We start from the raw sequence: 20950 nt of genomic DNA on the forward strand, positions 1-20950 counted from the left end.
TAAAAGTCACTCGCATTACTAGGGATATTTTTACTAAATAGCAGAATCACGAAAGGGGAAAGTCGAAACCTTCCCCTTAGTATTTAAGCTATCAATGACACCCTACAAACAAATTAGTATTTAACCTGCAGTGTTGCCATGTAGTTGCGGCCTTCGCCAATGACTACGTCTTCTGCAAATTGGTATTTTGAAGAAGTTGAACCACCACCCGCTAGGTATTCTTTATCAAATACGTTCTCTACTGTTAGGCGAGCAACGAAGTCTAGAGAGTCGTCGTACTTAAGTGTGTATGCTGCACCCATATCGACACGAGCATAGCCATCTTTCTTGAACGTGTTCGCACTATCACCGTAACGAGAACCTTCGTAGATAAGACCTAGGTTAACATCAACTTCGTTTGTTGCTGCGTAAGTAGACCAAACGCTTGCTGCAAACTCAGGTACGTCAACTGGACGGTTACCTTCATAGGTTTCATGGTTCGTGATTTCAGCGTCTAAGTACATTGCAGAACCAGACATAGAGAATTTTTCTGAGATAAAACCTTGCGCTGCTAACTCAGCACCACGGTGAACTTGTTCGCCACCTTGTGTCTTCGTCCAATCGCCTGATGAAGTGTCTTCTACATCCATCGAGATGTTTTCTTGGGTAATATCGAATACCGCACCTGAAACGAATAGACGCTCGTCCATCAGTTCCCACTTAGTACCAACTTCGTAAGACACACCTGTCGCAGCATCAAGAAGTTCGCCATCGTTCGTGTAATTACGGCTACCGCTAGAGACAACACCTTGTGGCTCAAAGCTTTCGGAGTAAGAAGCGTAAATGCTACCGTTTGATGCTGGGTGGTAAATCACGCCAAGCTTAGGTGCTACGTTTTCTTCTGCAACGCCATCACTTACTTTACGGTCGAAACGGGCACCCGCAAGAACTTGCCATTCGTCATTGATAGTAATCAGATCTTGGATATAGAAACCCCAAGTATCGTAAGTGCTCATCTTACCTAGCGATGTTGACCCCACTGACGGTGCTGGTACCGTTGCATCTGGTGCGTATTCACCGCTGCTGAAGCGATCCATACCACGATAATAGCTGTAACCTAACCAGTTAGCGCCGAATAGTAATTGGTGCTCTGTGCCAGCAAGATCAGCGGTTGTAGTTAGATCGACGTAAGCCGTTCTGAAACGCCATTTATCGTGACGATAGTTACCACCTTGAGTGACTGTACCCGTACCATCAGGGTTCATATTTCTAAAGCTTGGGTAGCTTTCCATATCAATGCGTTCGAAATCTTGGTAGTTGAAACCTGTTTTTAAAGACCATGTGTTTGTCAGGTTAGCAGCAATATCAAAACCTACGTTCTCAACATCGTTTTCAATTTGTGACCACTGCGCATCCCAAATGTGCTTGTCGCTACCCACTCGGTTGCCGTCTAGTGTGTATAGTGCACCAGAATCTACGCTACCTTCGTCGTTAGTCTTGTCGTAGTGAACAGAAACCGTCACGTCTTCAGATACATCGTAATCAACGAAGACACCACCAACAAAACGCTCTGTTTGTGGTTCAGTACCATCACCGTATGTTCTCCAAGAGCCGTAGCTTTCTTTAGATAGAATTGCGCGGCCGCGTAAAGTTTCGGCATCGTTTAATGCGCCACTTACATCTAGAGTCGTGCGAGTGTGATCATTAGAGCCGATGTCTTGGCTAAGGCTTACTTGTGTATCGTAAGTAGGCTTCTTGCTTACCATGTTGATCAAACCACCTGGAGCAGAAATACCGTAAAGAAGACCTGATGGACCTTTAAGTACTTCAACACGCTCTAGAAGTTCGATTGGTTGGCGGTAGTGAGACCAGTGTTGTTGACCATTTTTGAGGAAGCCCGAAGAGCTCTGTACAGAAAAACCACGTAGAGAAAAACGCTCACGGTTACGGCTTGTGCCACCAGCACTTACACTCGCGTCATTCTTAAGAACGTCACCTAGCGTTGTTGCACGCTGTTCATCGATGATTTGCTCATCGATTACTGAAACTTGTCCCGGAGTCTCTAATTGAGTGGCCTCCATGCGCATTGCTGTTGTGTTCGTGTCGGCCTTGTAACCGTAGTCACGACCTTCAACAACCATGTGCTCGTCTGTTTTTACTGTTTCTGCCAATACTGCTGGTGAAGCTAATACTGCGCCGATCACTAAGGCCAATGGGCTCTTTGAAAACATGTCCTTTACTCCGCTTTTATTCTTTTGTACGAGCACTTTGTTATTTATTCGATGTGCTCGGTTGAACCGTTTCCGGTACCACTGAATCATTTCGGGAGTGAATATAAGTGATAATTATTACCATTTGCATTAAATTTACATTCTTTGCATTCGTAAAGATTTGTAAAGCCCACTGAACGCACGCTTTCTTTAGCTCAACAAAATCAATTTAATACGTTAATTGAGCGTGTAGATCTGTAAACATCAATTCAACATTTCACTATAAGGTCATTGGTCTGATCAATCTAAGCTGCCAAGATCAATACAAATATTGTCTTGTCTTATTTACTACCTTTGAAACGACTGATTGATGTATAAAACCCTCGATAAATGTAAATAAATGGTGAATTATTTTGTTTTTATTTGTTTAATTTACACAATTATCAGTGATTCTGATCACATCTATAATTTCAAACTCATTTTTTGTTTTTCGATTTGATCCACCGACTGCTAATCTCCCGCTCACTTTGAAAAGGTATCAAAGTTATAAATAATAAGGAGTGTTCTAAATGAATACCAAGAAACCTATGTCGCTAACTGGTCGAGTTATCCTCGGTATGGTCGTGGGCATATTAACGGGATTTGCCATTCAATCCCTTTTTGCAGACAGCGGATTTGTTAACAACTACATCGTTAACGGACTCTTTGAAGTAGGCGGACAGATTTTTGTCGCCAGTTTAAAAATGCTTGTTGTACCTCTAGTCTTCGTTTCACTAGTGTGCGGTACAAGCTCTCTTAAAGACTTATCAACTCTTGGCCGTATGGGTGGCAAAACGCTTGCACTTTATATTGGTACTACAGCCGTTGCTATCACTCTAGCACTTACTATCGGCAACCTGTTCCAACCTGGAGCTGGTGCGGATCTTACTGCTGCGAGCTCTTTCAAATCAGCGGATGCCCCTTCTTTGGGCCAAGTAATCATCGACATGTTCCCAACCAACCCTATTCAGGCGATGGCTGAGGGCAAAACGCTGCAAGTTATCGTATTTGCTGTGTTGTTTGGTATTGCAATCAGTGCAGCGGGTAAACCTGGCGAGCGTATCGCTGCGGTTTTCTCTGATTTGAACGAAGTGATCATGAAGCTTGTTGCGCTACTGATGAACCTTGCGCCTTATGGTGTGTTCTTCTTGATGGCGAAGCTGTTCTCCGGCCTTGGTTTAAGCGCAATCTGGAACCTAGCAGAATACTTCTTAGTACTTGCAGGTACCCTACTCCTACACGGTTTGGTTACTTACAGTGCGATGCTAAAAGGTTTCACAGGTTTAAGCCCTATTACGTTCTTACGTAAGATGGAAGATGCCATCATGTTTGCATTTTCAACGGCTTCATCAAATGCGACGATTCCAGTAACTATGGAAACGGCTAAAAACCGCATGGGCGTAGATAACAAAGTCGCTTCTTTCACTGTACCACTAGGTGCAACCGTGAACATGGACGGCACTGCTATCATGCAGGGTGTTGCAACGGCGTTTATCGCACAAGCCTACAACATTGACCTTACTATGGGTGACTACTTGATGGTTATCCTAACTGCGACATTGGCGTCTGTTGGTACTGCAGGTGTTCCTGGTGTTGGTCTTGTTATGCTAGCAATGGTATTGAACCAAGTTGGTCTACCGCTTGAAGGTATCGCGCTTATCATGGGTGTTGACCGTCTTCTTGATATGATTCGTACCGCAGTAAACATCACAGGTGATAGTGCCGTATCTATCATCGTTGCTAAGTCTGAAGGCGCTCTAGACGAGTCTCGCTTCAACGACCCAGCAGCAGGTGAGAAAGAAGAAGAAGTTAAGCTAGCTAGCCAACAGGCATAGTCTCGCTTATCTTATGCTCTTGTCTTCAAGCTCAGGCGTAATTAATGGCTACGCCTAGCCCACACCAAAGCGCATAAAGAAAAACGCCACTGCAGATGCAGTGGCGTTTTTTATTGGGTATCGCTTAAGTCAGTACAACTGAGTTGGGACAATTATCGATTTTGCGTTCTTCTCAATAGAGAAAGCTAATCACCGATTGGGAACATCAAGTTCACTCTCAGTCCCCCACCTTCTCTATTCTCAGCGGTCACATGTCCACTCATCACACCCATCGCTTCTTTAACAATCGCAAGGCCTAGACCGTAACCACCAGACTGTTTGTCTCGGGCTGATTCTATTCGTGTAAACGGGTCGAATATACCTGCAATCTTGTTCTCAGGAATGCCATCACCGTCATCTTCTACAGATATGACACTGTAACGTTTATCTGTGACCTGTTCGTATGTCGTCACGACAACATGAGCGTTCTCACCCGCGTATTTAATGGCATTTCCGACCAAGTTACCAATCATTCGAAGCAGCAGTCTCTCATCAACGTTCACCATTGAGGTCGTTGTCTCTAGAGAGCCAATCAAAGTTTGATTCGGTTTTAAATCGTTTTGCATCTGCGCGATCAACATTGAACAATAGTGCTCAAGGTGCATTAAACTTAACTTGGAGTCATAGCGAGAGGTTTCTAAGCGGCTAAATTCAAGTATCTCACCCACCAGTTTGTTCATCTCTTCTGTTTCACTTTCCATTCGTTCTAGCAAACCAATGCTTTTATCATCAACCTTGCTGCGCAGCAGGTGTAGTGCGAGGTTTTGCCTTGCTAATGGTGTTCTTAACTCGTGTGAGACATCACGAATCAAACGACGTTGCTTTTCAGCCAGAGATTTAATTTCAAAGGTCATATGATCAAAATCGTGTGCAAGCTCGTTGAATTCACGCGTGGTGGAGTTCAACTCCGACACCACACTGACCGTGAAGTCACCTTGAGCCAGTCTGCGGCTCGCTTCTCTCAATCTATCCAACGGTTGCTGAAGGCTTTTGGCCATGATAATCGAGAACAGAGACAATACGACCAATGCAATCAATGCTTTAAGCATATAGGAGTATGGCGCAAAAGATTTAGCGGGATGAAATTGGTGCGGTAGTTGGATAACCAGTGTTTTACCGTTATCCAGTGGTAGACCGAAGATGGGCTTACTCACACGATCACTAAGTTGGTGATCTAACGTTCTTAAGTATTTGAGCTTAAATTCAAAATGTGGATGCATGTGACGATGTGTGATCGGGCGATTGTCTTTGTCGATGACGAACAGATAATACTGCTGAGCATTACCCCAGTCCGCGAGTTCATCCATGTCCCCTTCTTCAATCAACACATTCGCTTGGTAAGCAAGGTCGAGCATTTCCGCTTTTACCGATTCTGGCACTTTAAGCAGCGCTTTCATCAAGGCTCTTTCAGCAACACCTTGCAGGATCAAAATACTCACCAAAATGACGGTCAGGTAACTGAACAATTGGAAAGTGAGTCCGTCTTTACGTTTAGTAATAAAATCAGGGCATCGCAGCAGTTTTTTACTCATGCTCCGACCGACTCTAGGTAACTGTAACCTTTACCACGAACGGTTTTTATATGTTGTTTAGACAAACCGGCCTGAACGAGCTTTCTACGTATATTGCTGATATGCATATCTAAATTACGATCGAAAGGACACAGTTCTTTCTTGAGTACATGGATTTGCAGATCAGATTTTGAGACGACAATACCGTCATTTTTGACCAAATAATCAAGCAAGTCTTTTTCAGTGCCAGTTAATGGCAAACGAGAGAGTTGTTCACACAAGCCGTGATTAGACGAAGCTAAAGATTGTCTTTGGCGTTCAAAACCCACTCGGCGCAAGATCACCTTAATACGGGTTAAGAGTTCTGGAACATTGAAAGGTTTAGCGATGTACTGGTCGGCGCCTGCTTGGTAGCCATCGAGCATTGAGGCATCGTCGTTAAGTGCGGTTAGCATAAGAATAGGAGTAGCAAAACGCTGACAAATGCGTCTTGCTACTTGAATGCCGCTTAAGTTAGGAAGCATTACATCGAGTAGAACCAAATCGACAGGATGAGTTTGAATAAACTCAAGCGCGGATTCACCGCAATGAACAGTATCAACGTGATACCCCTCATTTTCTAACACTTCACCCAGTAATTCACACAACTGAATATCATCATCAACAACTAAAACGCGAGACATTACACACACCGATAAATAAGAACTGTTTGCATTCTAATTATCGTTATTATTGATTTCAATTATAAAGTGCCCGATTTCCTCTATAGAAGAAAATCTTTTTCAATCGGTACAAATTTTGAGGCAGAATCGATAAGATTTTGAGCAGTTAACCCCGGAACACCATACACTTCAACAGGCTTGCCAAAGCGCTCTTTGATTCGCTCTACAAGAATTTCGAAATCACCGTCTCCTGATACCAAAACAATCGTATCAACCGTCTCAGCAAGTTCTATCGCGTCTAACGCAATACCCACATCCCAATCGCCTTTTGCACTGCCATCTCGACGCTGAATAAACGGCTTTAATTTCACATTAAAACCCACACCACGAAGGATATGGTGAAATTGGCGCTGTTTAGGATCTTGGCTAGAGATTGCGTAAGCATTAGCGGCAACAACGTTACGCCCTTCCGTGGCAACATACCAAAACTGGTTATAGTCGAAGTTAGAACGATATTTATCGCGCGTCGTGTAGTAAACGTTCTGAACGTCGACCAAAATTGCTATGTTTTCCATAAATTCATACCTTTAGATTTTCCGTATACCCTATTCTATTCAATTGTAAAATGCGAGTCGCTTTACTCAATAAAAATGAACCTGCCAGGTATCGTTAACGTAAACATAATATCTTTAGCATAAAGCTAAGTGTCTTTAACGTAATCCTAACTATGCTTATTGTAAGTGGATTTGTTTTGAACGTTTCTTAGGTGGGTCTGATCTTCACCTTCTTCTTTACGTAGCATTCAAATCGTACTGAGGCTTAGAACTTTTAAAGGGAGGTTGGCAATGCTGCACCGACAAACACACAAATCGAACGTAAGCATCGACACAACCAAAGCGATGCAAACTTTAAATCAACCATCAAACTCTGGTGTCTGGTTTAGTTTGCTTAAACTACTGACCATCAGCACGGTATTAATCATGAGCTTAACCATCAATTCAGTACTCGCCTACCCCGCCTATTCTCACTCAAAGCCTTTGCCGCACCGCAGTGTGATTTATTTCGCTCCAAAGGAAGATTCAGTCGTTAAAGAGTTTCTGAATGAAGTGTTGCTAAATAACTGTCAATTAGACGAGCGAGACGTCGTCATTATGGTTATTGCAGAGAGTGGTTATACAGTCCCGACTTGGCTAGAAGAAGAGTTTAACTTAGAGGCTGTCACTAGCATTTATGAAATCCCGAAAGGATCACACACCGCTGTTTTGATTGGCAAAGACGGAAAAGAGAAGCACCGGTGGAGTGGCAAAACAGATTGGAAACAGATCACCAATATCATTGACGAAATGCCGATGCGCCAACAAGAAATGCAGCGACAAGGCAGCCGCTGCAGTATTTGATTCTTGCTGAGCTCAGTAGTGGCTTAGAGAGCCAACTAGAAGGTCAAACAATTAAGCTTGCTTGTTAAACCAAGCCAGTTTTTCATGGAGCTGAGCCACGCTGCCTACAACAATCAATGCTGGGCTCTTTGCGACACTAGCAAGGTCAGCCAAATCACGTAACCCACCTCTAAACACCTTTTGGTCTTGGCGAGTACCGTTTTCGATGATCGCAACCGGCATGTCCGCTCGCATACCGTTATCCAGTAAGTTTTTCTGAATGTTTGGACTCTCTTTTAACCCCATGTAGAACACGATGGTATGGTTGTGCTGAGCAAGAGATTGCCAGTCAATATCTTCGCCATCTTTCTTCAAGTGGCCGGTAATAAACTGCACGCTTTGTGCATGATCACGGTGCGTCAACGGAATCCCCGCATAAGCCGTTGCGCCTGCAGCTGCTGTGATGCCCGGAATGACTTCAAATCTCACGTCATTCTCAGCTAACGTTTCACACTCTTCACCACCACGGCCAAAGATAAACGAGTCACCACCTTTTAGGCGTACTACGTGCTTGTTCTCTTGGGCTTTAGTGACCAATAATTGGTTGATCTGATCTTGAGGTACACAGTGATGATCGAGCTTTTTACCCACATACAGCATTTCTGCGTCTGGGTTAGCCATCGCCAAGATATCTTTTGATACCAAGCGGTCATATACCAAGACGTCTGCTTGTTGAATCACTCGTGCCGCTTTTAGCGTAAGTAAGTCTGGGTCGCCTGGACCTGCGCCTACCAATGAAACAAATCCTTTGTTTACTTCTTTAACATTCGATGACGATACTTCTGACATGCTGTGCTCCGAAGGTTTGCTTGTTTTATCTCAAGCTTCAATCTATGTGATAAGTCACTGTATTCATGATGACTTATCCAAATCCTTAACCCTTAGACTATCAGGTGTTGATATAAATATTCAGTTTAAATACTAACGAAGATAGAAGTAATTATAACAAAACGATCTATTGCAGGTATTTCATACCAATCGTAGTAAATAACTGTTCATCCTAGCTGGTTAAAACGCTCGATAACTTCGTTAGAATTTTTGATTGTAGAATAACTACTTATCGAAAAATTCTGTCTTGTTCTCAAGCCTTTTTCCTGCGCTATTTCTGATCACTTACTTACTGTGATTGGTATTACTCAATAAGAATCAACACCTTGGTGATGCTTAAGGCATTCGAACTAAAAAAGCCCCAAACATTTCGTTGGGGCTTTCAATCTCATACTAAATTACGTTTCACCCTATTCAGAATTACTTAGCGCCTAGAGAAGGAGCTGTTTTAGCGTGAGTTAGGTATAGAGGAACACACGTCATTAGTAGACCACCAACGATGTTACCTAGGATTGTTGGGATAAGGTTGAAGTTCAACCATGTCGCGATACCGAAATCAGCGCCAAGAATCATACCCAGTGGGAATAGGAACATGTTTACTACTGTGTGCTCAAATACTAGAGCGAAGAAGATGAAGATTGGGAACCACATCATTGCTACACGGCCAGACACAGTACGCGCTGTCATGTTACCAATCACACCAAGACATACCATAAGGTTACAGAAGATACCGCGTACGAAACACGTGATCCACCCGTCCATACCCATGTTTTCAAAACCTAAGCTACGAGCTGTAGAAACCGCAATGAACTTTTGTGCTACTGCGTTTGGATCTAAAGAGAAGTTACCCGTTAATGAGATAGCAACCAATACCGCAACGATTAGAGAACCGATGAGGTTACCAAGGCCAACAATACCCCAACAACGTAGAACACGACCCCAAGTCACACCTGGGCGGTTATCGAATTTCGCTAAAGGAGCAAGGCCAAATACACCCGTTACTAGGTCGTAGCCCATAACACTTAGAATAACGAAGCCTACTGGGAACACAAGAGCGCCAACAATACCAATGCCTGTTTGCACGATAGTCGTAATTGCCACAACAACAGCAAGAGAAAGAATGATGCCTGCCATTGTGCTTCGAATAAGAAGATCGCGAGTACTTGTTTTCGTTTTCGCTTCACCCACATCGATCATCGTTTGAACGAATTCAGCTGGTTTAAAATCAGGAGACATAAGGTTGTCCTTAAAAAGTTAAAATTAAAAGTTAAAATTGGATAGGAAAAGGCTCTAGCTGCCGAACTAAGGTAATGTCGGGAACTAGAACCCTTGAACTATCAAATCTTGTTACGTATTCGATTATGCTGAGATTTCAACCGCACCTTTGGTAATACGAGCTTTATACGCTTTCACGCTGAAGTTCTCGTCTTCCATGCACACACCTGTTGCTAGGTTAAAGCGTTGCTTCTTAAGTGGGCTCGCCACCCAAAGCTCACCTTTGTGCTCAACCGTTAAACCACGAGATAAAACGTTTGATTGGAAAAACGGGTCAGTATTACTAATAGCGAACACTTCTTCGGCTTTCGTTGGGCGGAAAATAGCAACTTGCTCACCACCAACCAATGCACAAACACCGGTACCTGGAATAATATCTTCGATCTTACAAACTTTGGTAAATGCCATGATGTCGTCTCCCAATTAAACCAGTTCAACGTGAATGATGTCGCCCTGATGCTTCGAAGTAATGGCTTCAGGGTGTTTCTCTGTGAATGTTGCTGGACGGTGTTGTTCACGGCCATCTTCAACAAACACAACGTTATCATCACGGTCATCAGCATTGATGAAGTGTGCAAAGCGCTTAAGTTGAGCTTCGTCGTTGATTGTATCTGTCCATTCACAAGCGAAGTTATCAACTAGGCCAGCGATGTCAGTTTCAAGTTGGTCATTAATACCAAGCTTGTTGTCTACAATCACTTCACGTAGGTAATCAACACCACCTTCTAGGTTGTCCATCCATACCGAAGTACGTTGTAGTGGCGCAGCCGTGCGGATGTAGAACATCATGAAACGGTCGATGTATTTCAGCAATGTTTCTTGGTCTAGGTCGCTTGCCAGTAGGTCTGCGTGACGAGGCTTCATACCACCGTTACCACACACGTACATGTTCCAACCCGCGTCAGTCGCGATAATACCTAAATCTTTACCTTGAGCTTCAGCACACTCACGAGTACAGCCCGACACACCAAACTTCATCTTATGAGGAGTACGGATGCCTTTGTAACGGTTCTCGATCATCACGCCTAGGCCAACTGAATCTTGAACGCCGTAACGACACCAAGTTGAACCTACACATGTCTTAGCCATACGAAGTGCTTTTGCGTAAGCTTGACCTGTTTCGTAACCTGCTGCGATTAACTTCTTCCAGATTGCTGGTAGGTCATCTTTCTGAGCACCGAACAGACCGATACGTTGTGCACCTGTGATTTTGGTGTACAGGTTGTATTCAGCCGCCACATCCGCAAGAACACTAAGTGCTTGAGGTGTTACTTCACCACCAGCCATACGAGGGATAACCGAGTAAGTGCCGTCTTTTTGAATGTTACCTAGGAAGTTATCGTTGGTATCGTGCAGTTTCACTAGTTCAGGCTTAAGGATGTGCTCACCCCAGCAAGAAGCAAGGATAGAACCCGCTAGAGGCTTACAGATTTCACAGCCGTAGCCTTTACCGTACTTCTCAAGTAGCTCGTCGAATGTTTTGATTTCTTCGATGCGGATTAGGTGGAAAAGCTCTTGGCGAGAGTAAGCAAAGTGCTCACAAACGTCGTTCTTCACTTCCACACCCGCTTTAGCAAGTTCAGCGTTTAGCACAGAAGTCACAAGTGGAATACAACCACCACAACCTGTACCTGCGCCAGTCACTGCTTTGATATCACCAATGGTGTGGTGACCTTCAGCAACCGCTTGAGCGATCTTGCCTTTGGTTACGTCGAAACAAGAACAGATAACTGCAGTTTCTGGTAAAGAATCCGCGCCAAGTGTTGGTTTTTCAGCACCCGCGTGCGCAGGAAGAATCAGTGCATCTGGGTGTTCTGGTAGGTCGATTTCGTTCAGCATTAACTGAAGAAGATCACCATAGTCCGACGTATCACCAACCATCACTGCGCCAATAAGCTTCTTATTGTCTTCAGAAACGATGATACGCTTATAAACTTCTTGCTCTTCGTTTTGGTAAACGTAGCTCTTACAGCCAGGAGTGCGGCCGTTTGCATCACCGATAGAACCTACTTTCACGCCTAGAAGCTTAAGCTTCGCAGACATGTCAGCACCTTCAAATGTGCTTTCGTTACCAACAACGTGGTCAACAGCAACGGTCGCCATTTTGTAACCCGGAGCAACAAGGCCGTAGAACGTTTGGTTCCAAGACGCACACTCACCAATCGCATAGATGTCTTTATCCGTCGTTTGACAGTGATCATTAATCTCGATACCGCCACGAGGTGCGATACCCAAGCCCATTTGACGAGCAAGTTTGTCTTGTGGACGAATACCAGCAGAGAATACGATGAAATCTGTTTCGAGCTCTGTTCCGTCTGCAAAACGCATCACGTTACGAGCTTCAGTGCCTTCAGGAGCAATCTCAAGCGTGTTCTTGCTTGTATGTACGTTTACGCCCATACGTTCGATTTTTTGACGAAGTTGGTTACCACCCGCTAGGTCAAGTTGCTCAGCCATTAGCTTAGGAGCAAACTCAACAACGTGTGTTGTCACGCCAAGTGCTTTTAGTGCACCAGCCGCTTCAAGACCTAGTAAACCGCCACCAACAACCACACCAGACTTAGAATTCTTAGCGGTTGCTTCAATAGCTTTTAGATCTTCGATTGTGCGGTAAACAAAACAGTCTTTACCTTCGTTGCCTTTAATTGGCGGAACGAAAGGGAAAGAACCAGTAGCAAGAACAAGTTTGTCGTATTGGATTTCACGGCCAGTGCTTGAGTAAACCGTTTTTTTCTCACGGTTAACGTTGATTGCACGTTCACCGATCAGCATGTTTATGCCGTTTTTCTCGTAGAAGCCTTCTTTAACTAAAGAAAGTTCGTCTGCAGTGTGGTGTGAAAAGTAAGAAGAAAGGTGCACACGGTCATACGCAACACGTGGTTCTTCACAGAACACCGTAATGTCCATGTTCGCAACATCTGTCTTCTCGACTAAATCTTCGATATAGCGATGACCGACCATCCCGTTACCGATTACGACTAGCTTCATCTTGCTCATAAGAATTCCTGAAGGTTATATATTTCTTAACTACACGAATAATGAATTATGAAAGAAAATGAAAATATGATGTAAATCAATTACGAAAACGAACTACCCGAAAGGGGTAGAACAAAAGAGGTAGATCTGCTTGTTTATCGAGCTAAGCAAACGAATAACCTTGGTTTTGATAGGGTTTAGCGGGATTTTATATACACTTTGGCGCACTAGAAAGAGTGTTGTAAAGTTTCATAATAGGTTAGCAACAACGTAAGTAAATGACAATCATTTTCATTTACCGTTCCATTTTCTACTCTACAAATTGCCAAACCTCTTACTTCATGAAGAAGTATGAGTAATTGTGAAGAGTCATATGATCAATTAATGGTGACAAAGCAAATACCATCTCCTCCACTATTACGCATAACGTGTCTATGACAGACGAAACTATTACCTTCGCCATTTTACTCATCCATACCTCGACACTACTCGCGGCCGCTAACAACTTAAAATGATAGAACGGTTAGGATCACGGGCTTTGTAAGACATTGTATGGATATGTATTACAGCAACTGTAATCACCCAATATCAAGCGACATCTCGGTATATTGGCACTACGTTCAAAATCATAAGATGTGTCCCATGAAAGTGTTATCTTTAACTGCATTCGCTGCCACTGTTCTTCTTGTCGGTTGTAATAGTTCAAGCCAAAGCAAGCCTGTGGCAAGCCAAGAAAATGTCAAACCATCCGTTGTTCACGGGATCACAATAGGAGCAGTCCCTTCTCAGTTTTCTGCGTATTCCAAAGCAGGTTATAACCGACATGTCGCGGTCAATGCCCCCAATGGCAAATCTATCCATATTCTAATTATGGATCGCCTGAGCGATTATCAAATAGTCAAAGCAGTCAATATTCTCAACCACTATCTAACCCCCGTTGATGGCACTAAATACGGGAGCGCTGACTCAAAACGCGATATTGCAAATGCGATGGCGAACAATGGCGCAATATTGAAACTAATGAATTATCACGATGAGCCCCAATATAACGACGATTTGGATGGCCAACCCTTGTTCGAAGAGGAAATTCAAGTAGAAGGCGGAGAATGGTATGTTCGACAGGATTATGAAGAGCATCGCGATGCGTCTTACGAGGAAATTCTCCACCTAGTCCATGACTATGGTATTGGTGTTCTTAACTCCCCTCAAAGTGGCGAATCGGCATTACCTTTATTTCAAAAAGAGCTAAATACAATACAGACTCAGGCTTTACATAATGCCTATACACCTCCAGTTGACACTTTGGAAGAGTGGCAAGAAGAAGTCAGTGTTGACCAAGAGTACTTTGCAGCCGTCATTGATAGCTATTACGGGCTTTGGGGGGCGTATAGTGGCGAAGGTATGTGGGGGTTATACAGAGTTAAAACTCGCGACGACTTTTCTACAAGAGATCCTAACGCGCAATATATTACGGAACAGATTTTCTCTCCAACCCTGGCTTACGACGCATACGTTGCTGATACATTCACCGGCACTTTTGAAATGCAATATGACCCAGCAACGCCCTACACTCATCACTCTCAATATCTGACGAAACTAACGCTATCTGGCAAGAATAACGCAAATATTGAGATCAATGGATATGATAATAAGGTAACCGGAAATTTAGGTGTTAATACGGTTGTAGTACATGGTCCTAAAAGTGAATACCAAATCCACAATCTTGGGGGCGGTAAATTTCAGCTCAATGACACCGTTACTTCACGCGATGGCTTGAATACCCTATCAAGCATTGAACAAGTGCAGTTCACTGATCAGCGTTGGACTCTTTGATTCACATACACGTGTTTACTAATCAAACAGAGATATGATTCAAAGTACCTCTTCCCTTAGAAACTCCGCACAAGACACCGGAGGTAGGTCGGGCACGAAGCTTTCAGAACATTCCTCTCCCAGGAGCAAGCTCAACTTGACGAGTTTTTCACACTTTAGCCTCTGATACACACATTGGCGAAAAATGTCGAACAATGAGCAAGCCTTACTTAAGCTTGCTTTTCTCTCTTTTTGAAGACATCTAATACGTCCATTCTCGAGCTTTTGTTCAATCGTTGTATTTTTTGGGCAGCCCTTCTTAACTTTGTATAAAGTTGGGTTACATTAAATTACGTCAAATTACATTAAATCACGTTAAATTGCGTCATTCATTTCAAAAGAAGCACTGGCTAATGACTGATCATCAAATGACCATGAACAAATCCATCGTTCATCAAAGCAAGACTATTTACTCGGAGCAGTTTGCAGAGAACTTTCACCCGATCTGGATTTACCGTATCAAGTTTATTGCGCGAGCCTTATTCTACAGAAAGGCATTCAACTACTTGGCTAATAACATTGAAGAGTCTATGTTAGAGATACTGTGTACACGCTCGCATCGCTTTTTGGAAAAACCTTTTCGCCCGTACATCATCAAAAACAACCCGGCTATCGATCGCTCAGAGCTTGTTATTGAGCATTACAAAACAGCATCAAAGCTGATATCACCAACATTAATGAAACAGATCTATACAGATTCCATAGGGCTTACTCTTATGACCTTTGAGATTAATGAGATCTTATACACTGTGAAATTGGTATATGAAGAGCGCTATCAAAAAGAAGGCGATATGAGCTTAGTACTGCATAGCCAAGAGGACGGTAACTTCTACACAATCTCCTTTATTCTCGGGAATGAAAATGGGATCCGTTGCATTAAGATTGGCGGGTTGCAAGGTCCACGCAGTAACGAGACCAGCAACGAGAAGATAAAAAATCTGACTCGTAAACTTTATGGCCAACGTCCAAAAAGTCTAATGGTAAGTCTACTGAGTATCCTTGCACAGATCTGGGATATAGAGACCATTCTTGCGGTGAAGACACAGTCTCACACTTTTGCGGCTAAACGCTATAAAAATGGGCGAATTAAGACTGACTACGACGCATTATGGATTGAACTGGGCGGCACCGAATACGACCGTAACTTCTATTCGCTTAGCGTTGATGCACCACGCCGCGACATCGAAGGTATGTCTCGTTCTAAACGTTCTATGTACCGCCGCCGTTATGAATGGTTAGACAACACCAAAACGACATTCAAAGAAGCATTAAAATACTCTTATGACGAGTGATAAATTAGGCACTATGAATATACGAGTATCCATCACTTTTCTCCGAATCATGAAAAGTAACGTAGTGCATATCCTCAAAATTAACAATCTCGGTATCACCTGAATGACAGTTAGAGCTCGTACTTAGTTAAATGGCAGTACCACTTCGATTCGCGAGATCACAGTCAGTAATGATCATCACTGACACCTTTGTGCCTAATAACATGTCAGTTAACACTTGCCGGCTAAAAGTTACCACCAACTCTATTAATTTTTTTATTTAAGCTTCGTGTACGCTTTCCGCCCGACAAGACAAAGATCAGAGACATACCGGAGGTTTTCCCTTCGGTATTTTCGCACAAAACTTCCGCACGACTCATCAGCGCAGATATTTCCTCGCGCATCCTTCCCCTAGAAATTCCGTGCAAGATACCGGAGATAGACAAGACAAGAAGTTATCTAAACCGAAACCACTTTCCTACAGACGTAAAAAAGCCCGATCATTTCTGATCGGGCTTTCTAAATAGTGGAGGCGCCTCCCGGAGTCGAACCGAGGTCCACGGATTTGCAATCCGCTGCATAGCCACTCTGCCAAGGCGCCTTCAATAGTGTTTAAAGAGAACAACTCTTTTGAGCGCTACCAAACAAGGTAACAATCAAATAGATGGTGCCCCGGGCCGGACTTGAACCGGCACAACGCGAACGTCGAGGGATTTTAAATCCCTTGTGTCTACCAATTCCACCACCAGGGCACGCAATTCTTTATTGCGATGCCGATTACTGAAAAGTAAAACACCATCTTAATGTCAAAATGAATCAACATTACAAAATTTGGAGCGATACATCGGGTTCGAACCGATGACCTCAACCTTGGCAAGGTTGCGCTCTACCAACTGAGCTAGTATCGCAATTTCATTCTTTTAATTTCTCACTAATTAAATAAGAAAGAGAATGGAGGCGCCTCCCGGAGTCGAACCGAGGTCCACGGATTTGCAATCCGCTGCATAGCCACTCTGCCAAGGCGCCTTTATCAACATAAAAATATATTGAAGTGTTTAAAGAGAACCACTCTTTGTTCAACACTCTACTTAAAGTAGAAACTAGATAGATGGTGCCCCGGGCCGGACTTGAACCGGCACAGCGCGAACGCCGAGGGATTTTAAATCCCTTGTGTCTACCAATTCCACCACCAGGGCAACGCAATCATGCGATGCTGATTACTGAAGAGTAAAACACCATCTCTCAGCGACCTAAGCCGTGAGAACGACGTGTACTTTAACGGATAGAAAAAATTCGTCAACAGTAATTTTTATCTTTCAATTCAAGTGATTAATTATCGAACTCAAACGATTGAATTTAGTGCAGCTTGTACGGTTCTTATACGTAGATTTTGAGTTTTAACGGGAACTCATAAGCCGAAATCCAGTTCGAAGATTCACTAAATACTGTTGATTCCATAGAATGAACGAAACACTCCCTCGTTTTCATGTGCTTTTCACATTCAAAGACTAAAGTTTTAAGTAACAACTATTACGAAATGACAACGTGAAGCCACTAAAACGATACCAATATGAACGCTACGCCGTGCTCTGCAACCTCGCCTACCCTAGAGTATTTAAACAAACTCGTTATGGTTTTGATCCTAATGGACAGCGCATCATAAAGAATCAGTTTGGCAAAACCATGATTCGAGTCTTATGGAGCAGCGACAAAGATGAAGTCGTCGTGGTTATCAAGGGGTCACACAGCGTTTCTGACTGGCTACTCACTTTTGCACTATGGACCAGAAGCTGTAAAAGGATTGGGTTGAACTATCGGGTACACGCTGGCTTCTATCATCTTATGTTCCAAGAAAGCCAACCAGGTCGTAACGAAGACAAGCTTGGGCAAACCGTTATCGAACGCTTAGAAGCCACGCTCTTGCCTTTGTTAGAGCAAGGGAAAAGAATTTCTATTACTGGGCACTCTTCTGGTGGCTCTATTGGTTGTGTATTTGCTGACTACCTAGACCAAAAGTATCCAGGCTGTATCAAACGAATTGTGACTTTTGGACAACCTGCAATTGGTGATTGGAGTTTTAAAAAGAACTACCGTTTGAGCAAGAAAACCTACCGTATCTGTTGTGACATCGATATTGTCACCTTCATGCCGCCCGTGCCACTGCTGTATTGGCATGTAGGGAAAGTACTTTGGCTCTATAACGGCAGGATCTATGAAAACACACCGACGTTAATACGCCTTGGACGCTCAATTTTCAGTTGGTTGATCCGGCCTTTCTCTTATCACCTAATGAGCAAGTATATTCGTAACAAAGATTTCTTCGATAAGCACTGAGGCAGTGAATTAAGTTGATGCTGGCTGCATAAAAGAAGAGCACAAGCCTGTAATGACTTGTGCTCTTTATGGTTTTAACTGAACTTAAAGTTTAAATCTTGATAGTTCCTGTTTGAGATCGTTAGCTAAGTGGCTGAGCTGATCGGCTTGCGAAACTGCATCTGTCGCATCAAGCGCCATCACATCACTAACTTCACGAACAGACTCAGTATTCGCATTGATTTCCGCGGTAACTAAAGATTGTTCTTCAGCGGCAGAAGCAATCTGAGTCGCCATATCACTGATCATCTGAATCGCTTCACGGATTTGAGCTAGGCTCTCTCCGGCCATGTCCACGTCATGTACGCTTGTTTTCGCCATATCATGGCTTTGTGTCATCACTTTCACCGCACCATTGGTCGCTTGTTGTAAGCGTTTGATCTTGTCTTCGATCTCTTCTGTTGAAGCATGAGTACGTTGAGAAAGCACACGAACCTCGTCAGCCACCACAGCAAAACCTCTGCCTTGTTCGCCTGCCCTAGCCGCTTCAATGGCCGCATTGAGCGCGAGTAAGTTAGTTTGCTCCGCTATTTCACGAATCGTCGCTAAGATAGACGCGATTTGTTGACCATGCTCTTCAAGCTCGCTGATGATAGACACAGCGCTTGTTAGCTCAGTAGCAAGTTCATTGATCGATGATTGGCTTTTGGCCATCTGTTGGAAACCTTGCTCGCTCAACTCCACCGAATGAGTCGCACTTTTGGCCGTACTCTCAGCATTCGTGGCGATTTCGGCTGTTGCTGTCGCCATTTCTGTCACAGCCGTTGCTACCATCGTGATCTCATCTTGTTGTTTGCTTACACTATCACTGCGCTTCATCGCACTGGTATTAGCATGCTCGGCACCGCTGTTCATCGCGGTAGAAACTTGAGTGACGTTTTGCATCATTTGATGGAGTCGATCAACGAAGACATTAAATTTATCGGCAAGCTGACCCACCTCATCTTGGCTCGACACTTGTAGTCTTTGGGTGAGATCGCCTTCCCCTTCCGCAATATCAGCTAATGCTTCACTCACTCGACCCAGTTCAACTAATTGACGAGCCACAAACCATGAGGTTGCTACAGCCATAACGATCAATACAATCAAACCTGTGGTAATTTGGCTAATCAACATATCGAACAGGGGCTGCTCTAGTACGTCTTTATCCATTTCAATCACAAGTAACCAGTCAGTGCCTTTAATTGGCTCAGCCATGATGACTCGCTCGGCACCATCCACTTGCGTAAAGATCGTCGTCAAGTTCTGCGCAGCACTGTTTAATCCAGAAACACTTAATTCAGGTGCTATCTCTTTGACTTCCTTAAGGATGAAATCTTTATTCTTATGAGCAACGACCGTGCCTTGCTTATCAATTAGTATCGCTCGTCCATTACCTGGAACCTGAATAGCCAACACATCTTCAATTAGCTTGTCTAACGCAAGATTAGATGCCACAACACCGATGATTGAACCATTTTCGGTCACAGGATCGGTCAGTGTCACCACCAAGGTTTGCATCGTCACACTCACATACGGCTTTGTTGTCACAGCTCGATTTTCAGCCAATGTTTGTTTATACCAACCTCGGACTCTTGGGTCGTAACCCGCTTTATTCAATGAAGGATCATGGCGAAACATCTCACCTTCTTTGTTACCGTAATAGCTCAATCCAAACCCACCAGATACCAAGGTTTGACGTAAATGAGGAACGATATCTATTGAAGGGTTAAGCTGAACTTGTTGCTTAAGCCCGTGTACTGCTTGCTTCTTATCGTAAAACCAGTCGCTGATGCCTTTTGCATGAGCTTGAAGCGTATTGCGGCTTTCACTTTCGATTGCTTGCCAGCTGTTTGTTTGAAACGTCTTATAACCCATGAAAAGAAGAATGGCAGATGTAACAGCAATCGCCAAAACTACAGAGAAAACCATTTTCCTCTTTAGACTAAATTGCATATTTAAGAACCTCTTATAGAACAATTAAAGAAATATAAAAGAGGGACACTATCACTCATACATATGTTTTAATTTGGGTTATCCCATAAAACAATGAAACAAATTGAGCATTATGGTTAATTGTGACTTTGGTTTATTTACCTGTCTATCAACAAAGGTTCAACTTAGGATCTCATCAAAATAGAGTGGGTCTATAAAAGGTAAAGGGGAGAAATGAAGAGGCAAGGATGGAGAAACAAGAAACAAAGAAGCCAGAAACGAAAAAACCAGCCACAAGGACTGGTTTCTTCTAAATGATGGAGGCGCCTCCCGGAGTCGAACCGAGGTCCACGGATTTGCAATCCGCTGCATAGCCACTCTGCCAAGGCGCCTTCAATAGTGTTTTAAGAGAACAACTCTTTTGAGCATTACCAAACAAGATAACAATCAAATAGATGGTGCCCCGGGCCGGACTTGAACCGGCACAACGCGAACGTCGAGGGATTTTAAATCCCTTGTGTCTACCAATTCCACCACCAGGGCAACGCAGTCATGCGATGCTGATTACTCAAGAGTAAAACACCATCTCTCAGCGACCTAAGCCGTGAGAACGAGGCAGCTCTTTTCGACAATTTTTTTCGATAAGCAGTTATTCTACAATCAAATTTGTAACGCAGTTATCGAGCATTTTAACAAGCTAGGCTGAACAGTTCTTTACTACGATTGGTAT

General features: G+C 43.5%; 14 protein-coding genes and 7 tRNA genes. 5 read left to right on the forward strand and 16 right to left on the reverse strand.

What is annotated here, in order from left to right:
- Nucleotides 1-113: 113 nt before the first annotated feature.
- Complete coding sequence (locus tag AC3CH3_RS22945; protein ID WP_488538544.1) at nucleotides 114-2210, reverse strand: TonB-dependent siderophore receptor; 2097 nt, start codon at nucleotides 2208-2210, stop codon at nucleotides 114-116.
- Nucleotides 2211-2758: 548 nt separating this feature from the next.
- Between AC3CH3_RS22945 and AC3CH3_RS22950 the strand changes: the two genes are divergently transcribed.
- Nucleotides 2759-4063: a dicarboxylate/amino acid:cation symporter gene (locus AC3CH3_RS22950; protein WP_488538545.1), complete on the forward strand. Its 1305-nt coding sequence runs from the start codon at nucleotides 2759-2761 to the stop codon at nucleotides 4061-4063.
- A 185-nt stretch (nucleotides 4064-4248) separates the two neighbouring features.
- Here the strand turns inward: AC3CH3_RS22950 and AC3CH3_RS22955 are convergent, their stop codons facing one another.
- From AC3CH3_RS22955 to AC3CH3_RS22965, 3 genes are all read right to left on the reverse strand, one after another.
- A complete protein-coding gene (locus tag AC3CH3_RS22955) occupies nucleotides 4249-5634 on the reverse strand; it encodes a histidine kinase sensor domain-containing protein (protein ID WP_488538546.1) in 1386 nt (461 codons plus the stop codon).
- Nucleotides 5631-6296, reverse strand: coding sequence for a response regulator transcription factor (locus AC3CH3_RS22960; protein WP_019822797.1), 666 nt, complete (start codon nucleotides 6294-6296; stop codon nucleotides 5631-5633). Before AC3CH3_RS22960 ends, AC3CH3_RS22955 begins: the two co-directional genes overlap by 4 nt.
- Nucleotides 6297-6376: 80 nt before the next feature.
- Nucleotides 6377-6850 carry a LabA-like NYN domain-containing protein gene (locus AC3CH3_RS22965; protein ID WP_004731130.1) on the reverse strand — a complete coding sequence of 158 codons (474 nt, stop codon included), beginning with the start codon at nucleotides 6848-6850 and terminating at the stop codon, nucleotides 6377-6379.
- A gap of 270 nt (nucleotides 6851-7120) precedes the next feature.
- Between AC3CH3_RS22965 and AC3CH3_RS22970 the strand changes: the two genes are divergently transcribed.
- Nucleotides 7121-7672, forward strand: coding sequence for a DUF4174 domain-containing protein (locus AC3CH3_RS22970; protein ID WP_019822799.1), 552 nt, complete (start codon nucleotides 7121-7123; stop codon nucleotides 7670-7672).
- Between the two features lie 51 nt (nucleotides 7673-7723).
- Here the strand turns inward: AC3CH3_RS22970 and cobA are convergent, their stop codons facing one another.
- From cobA to nirB, 4 genes are all read right to left on the reverse strand, one after another.
- The gene (gene cobA / locus AC3CH3_RS22975) at nucleotides 7724-8500 is read right to left on the reverse strand and encodes a uroporphyrinogen-III C-methyltransferase (protein WP_488538547.1); all 777 of its coding nucleotides are present in this window, start codon (nucleotides 8498-8500) and stop codon (nucleotides 7724-7726) included.
- A gap of 459 nt (nucleotides 8501-8959) precedes the next feature.
- Entirely contained in the window at nucleotides 8960-9775 is an 816-nt protein-coding gene (locus AC3CH3_RS22980; RefSeq protein WP_488538548.1) for a formate/nitrite transporter family protein, read from the reverse strand.
- A gap of 123 nt (nucleotides 9776-9898) precedes the next feature.
- Nucleotides 9899-10222 (reverse strand): nitrite reductase small subunit NirD, encoded by a 324-nt coding sequence (gene nirD, locus AC3CH3_RS22985; protein WP_004731122.1) that lies wholly within the window; start codon nucleotides 10220-10222, stop codon nucleotides 9899-9901.
- Nucleotides 10223-10237: 15 nt separating this feature from the next.
- Nucleotides 10238-12811: a nitrite reductase large subunit NirB gene (gene nirB, locus AC3CH3_RS22990; protein ID WP_488538549.1), complete on the reverse strand. Its 2574-nt coding sequence runs from the start codon at nucleotides 12809-12811 to the stop codon at nucleotides 10238-10240.
- 621 nt (nucleotides 12812-13432) lie between these two features.
- On the opposite strand from nirB, the gene AC3CH3_RS22995 reads away from it, so the two are divergent.
- Both AC3CH3_RS22995 and AC3CH3_RS23000 read left to right on the forward strand, forming a co-directional pair.
- Entirely contained in the window at nucleotides 13433-14623 is a 1191-nt protein-coding gene (locus AC3CH3_RS22995) for a hypothetical protein (protein ID WP_488538550.1), read from the forward strand.
- A 392-nt stretch (nucleotides 14624-15015) separates the two neighbouring features.
- Nucleotides 15016-15954 carry a VirK/YbjX family protein gene (locus tag AC3CH3_RS23000; RefSeq protein WP_114635291.1) on the forward strand — a complete coding sequence of 313 codons (939 nt, stop codon included), beginning with the start codon at nucleotides 15016-15018 and terminating at the stop codon, nucleotides 15952-15954.
- A gap of 506 nt (nucleotides 15955-16460) precedes the next feature.
- On the opposite strand, the gene AC3CH3_RS23005 is transcribed toward AC3CH3_RS23000, so the two are convergent.
- The 5 genes from AC3CH3_RS23005 to AC3CH3_RS23025 form a co-directional block, all read right to left on the reverse strand.
- Nucleotides 16461-16534: transfer RNA gene (locus AC3CH3_RS23005), tRNA-Cys, on the reverse strand.
- Nucleotides 16535-16598: 64 nt separating this feature from the next.
- Nucleotides 16599-16685: transfer RNA gene (locus AC3CH3_RS23010), tRNA-Leu, on the reverse strand.
- 80 nt (nucleotides 16686-16765) lie between these two features.
- Nucleotides 16766-16841 (reverse strand) — tRNA-Gly (locus AC3CH3_RS23015).
- Nucleotides 16842-16885: 44 nt separating this feature from the next.
- A tRNA-Cys gene (locus AC3CH3_RS23020) sits at nucleotides 16886-16959 on the reverse strand.
- 83 nt (nucleotides 16960-17042) lie between these two features.
- Nucleotides 17043-17129: transfer RNA gene (locus AC3CH3_RS23025), tRNA-Leu, on the reverse strand.
- A 349-nt stretch (nucleotides 17130-17478) separates the two neighbouring features.
- Here AC3CH3_RS23025 and AC3CH3_RS23030 point away from each other — a divergent pair.
- Nucleotides 17479-18267, forward strand: a complete 789-nt coding sequence (locus tag AC3CH3_RS23030) for a lipase family protein (RefSeq protein ID WP_146457481.1) — start codon at nucleotides 17479-17481, stop codon at nucleotides 18265-18267.
- Nucleotides 18268-18351: 84 nt separating this feature from the next.
- Here the strand turns inward: AC3CH3_RS23030 and AC3CH3_RS23035 are convergent, their stop codons facing one another.
- From AC3CH3_RS23035 to AC3CH3_RS23045, 3 genes are all read right to left on the reverse strand, one after another.
- Entirely contained in the window at nucleotides 18352-20241 is a 1890-nt protein-coding gene (locus tag AC3CH3_RS23035) for a methyl-accepting chemotaxis protein (RefSeq protein ID WP_488538551.1), read from the reverse strand.
- Nucleotides 20242-20538: 297 nt separating this feature from the next.
- Nucleotides 20539-20612, reverse strand: a tRNA-Cys gene (locus tag AC3CH3_RS23040).
- Between the two features lie 64 nt (nucleotides 20613-20676).
- Nucleotides 20677-20763 (reverse strand) — tRNA-Leu (locus tag AC3CH3_RS23045).
- Nucleotides 20764-20950 lie beyond the last annotated feature (187 nt).

The organism is Vibrio sp. QJM3NY_35, assembly GCF_057785915.1.

What these genes read in the sequence shown, in the direction of transcription:
- AC3CH3_RS22945 (WP_488538544.1), bottom strand. Translation starts at nt 2,210, where the DNA reads ATGTTTTCAAAGAGCCCATTGGCCTTAGTGATCGGCGCAGTATTAGCT.
- AC3CH3_RS22950 (WP_488538545.1), top strand. Translation starts at nt 2,759, where the DNA reads ATGAATACCAAGAAACCTATGTCGCTAACTGGTCGAGTTATCCTCGGT.
- AC3CH3_RS22955 (WP_488538546.1), bottom strand. Translation starts at nt 5,634, where the DNA reads ATGAGTAAAAAACTGCTGCGATGCCCTGATTTTATTACTAAACGTAAA.
- AC3CH3_RS22960 (WP_019822797.1), bottom strand. Translation starts at nt 6,296, where the DNA reads ATGTCTCGCGTTTTAGTTGTTGATGATGATATTCAGTTGTGTGAATTA.
- AC3CH3_RS22965 (WP_004731130.1), bottom strand. Translation starts at nt 6,850, where the DNA reads ATGGAAAACATAGCAATTTTGGTCGACGTTCAGAACGTTTACTACACG.
- AC3CH3_RS22970 (WP_019822799.1), top strand. Translation starts at nt 7,121, where the DNA reads ATGCTGCACCGACAAACACACAAATCGAACGTAAGCATCGACACAACC.
- cobA (WP_488538547.1), bottom strand. Translation starts at nt 8,500, where the DNA reads ATGTCAGAAGTATCGTCATCGAATGTTAAAGAAGTAAACAAAGGATTT.
- AC3CH3_RS22980 (WP_488538548.1), bottom strand. Translation starts at nt 9,775, where the DNA reads ATGTCTCCTGATTTTAAACCAGCTGAATTCGTTCAAACGATGATCGAT.
- nirD (WP_004731122.1), bottom strand. Translation starts at nt 10,222, where the DNA reads ATGGCATTTACCAAAGTTTGTAAGATCGAAGATATTATTCCAGGTACC.
- nirB (WP_488538549.1), bottom strand. Translation starts at nt 12,811, where the DNA reads ATGAGCAAGATGAAGCTAGTCGTAATCGGTAACGGGATGGTCGGTCAT.
- AC3CH3_RS22995 (WP_488538550.1), top strand. Translation starts at nt 13,433, where the DNA reads ATGAAAGTGTTATCTTTAACTGCATTCGCTGCCACTGTTCTTCTTGTC.
- AC3CH3_RS23000 (WP_114635291.1), top strand. Translation starts at nt 15,016, where the DNA reads ATGACTGATCATCAAATGACCATGAACAAATCCATCGTTCATCAAAGC.
- AC3CH3_RS23035 (WP_488538551.1), bottom strand. Translation starts at nt 20,241, where the DNA reads ATGCAATTTAGTCTAAAGAGGAAAATGGTTTTCTCTGTAGTTTTGGCG.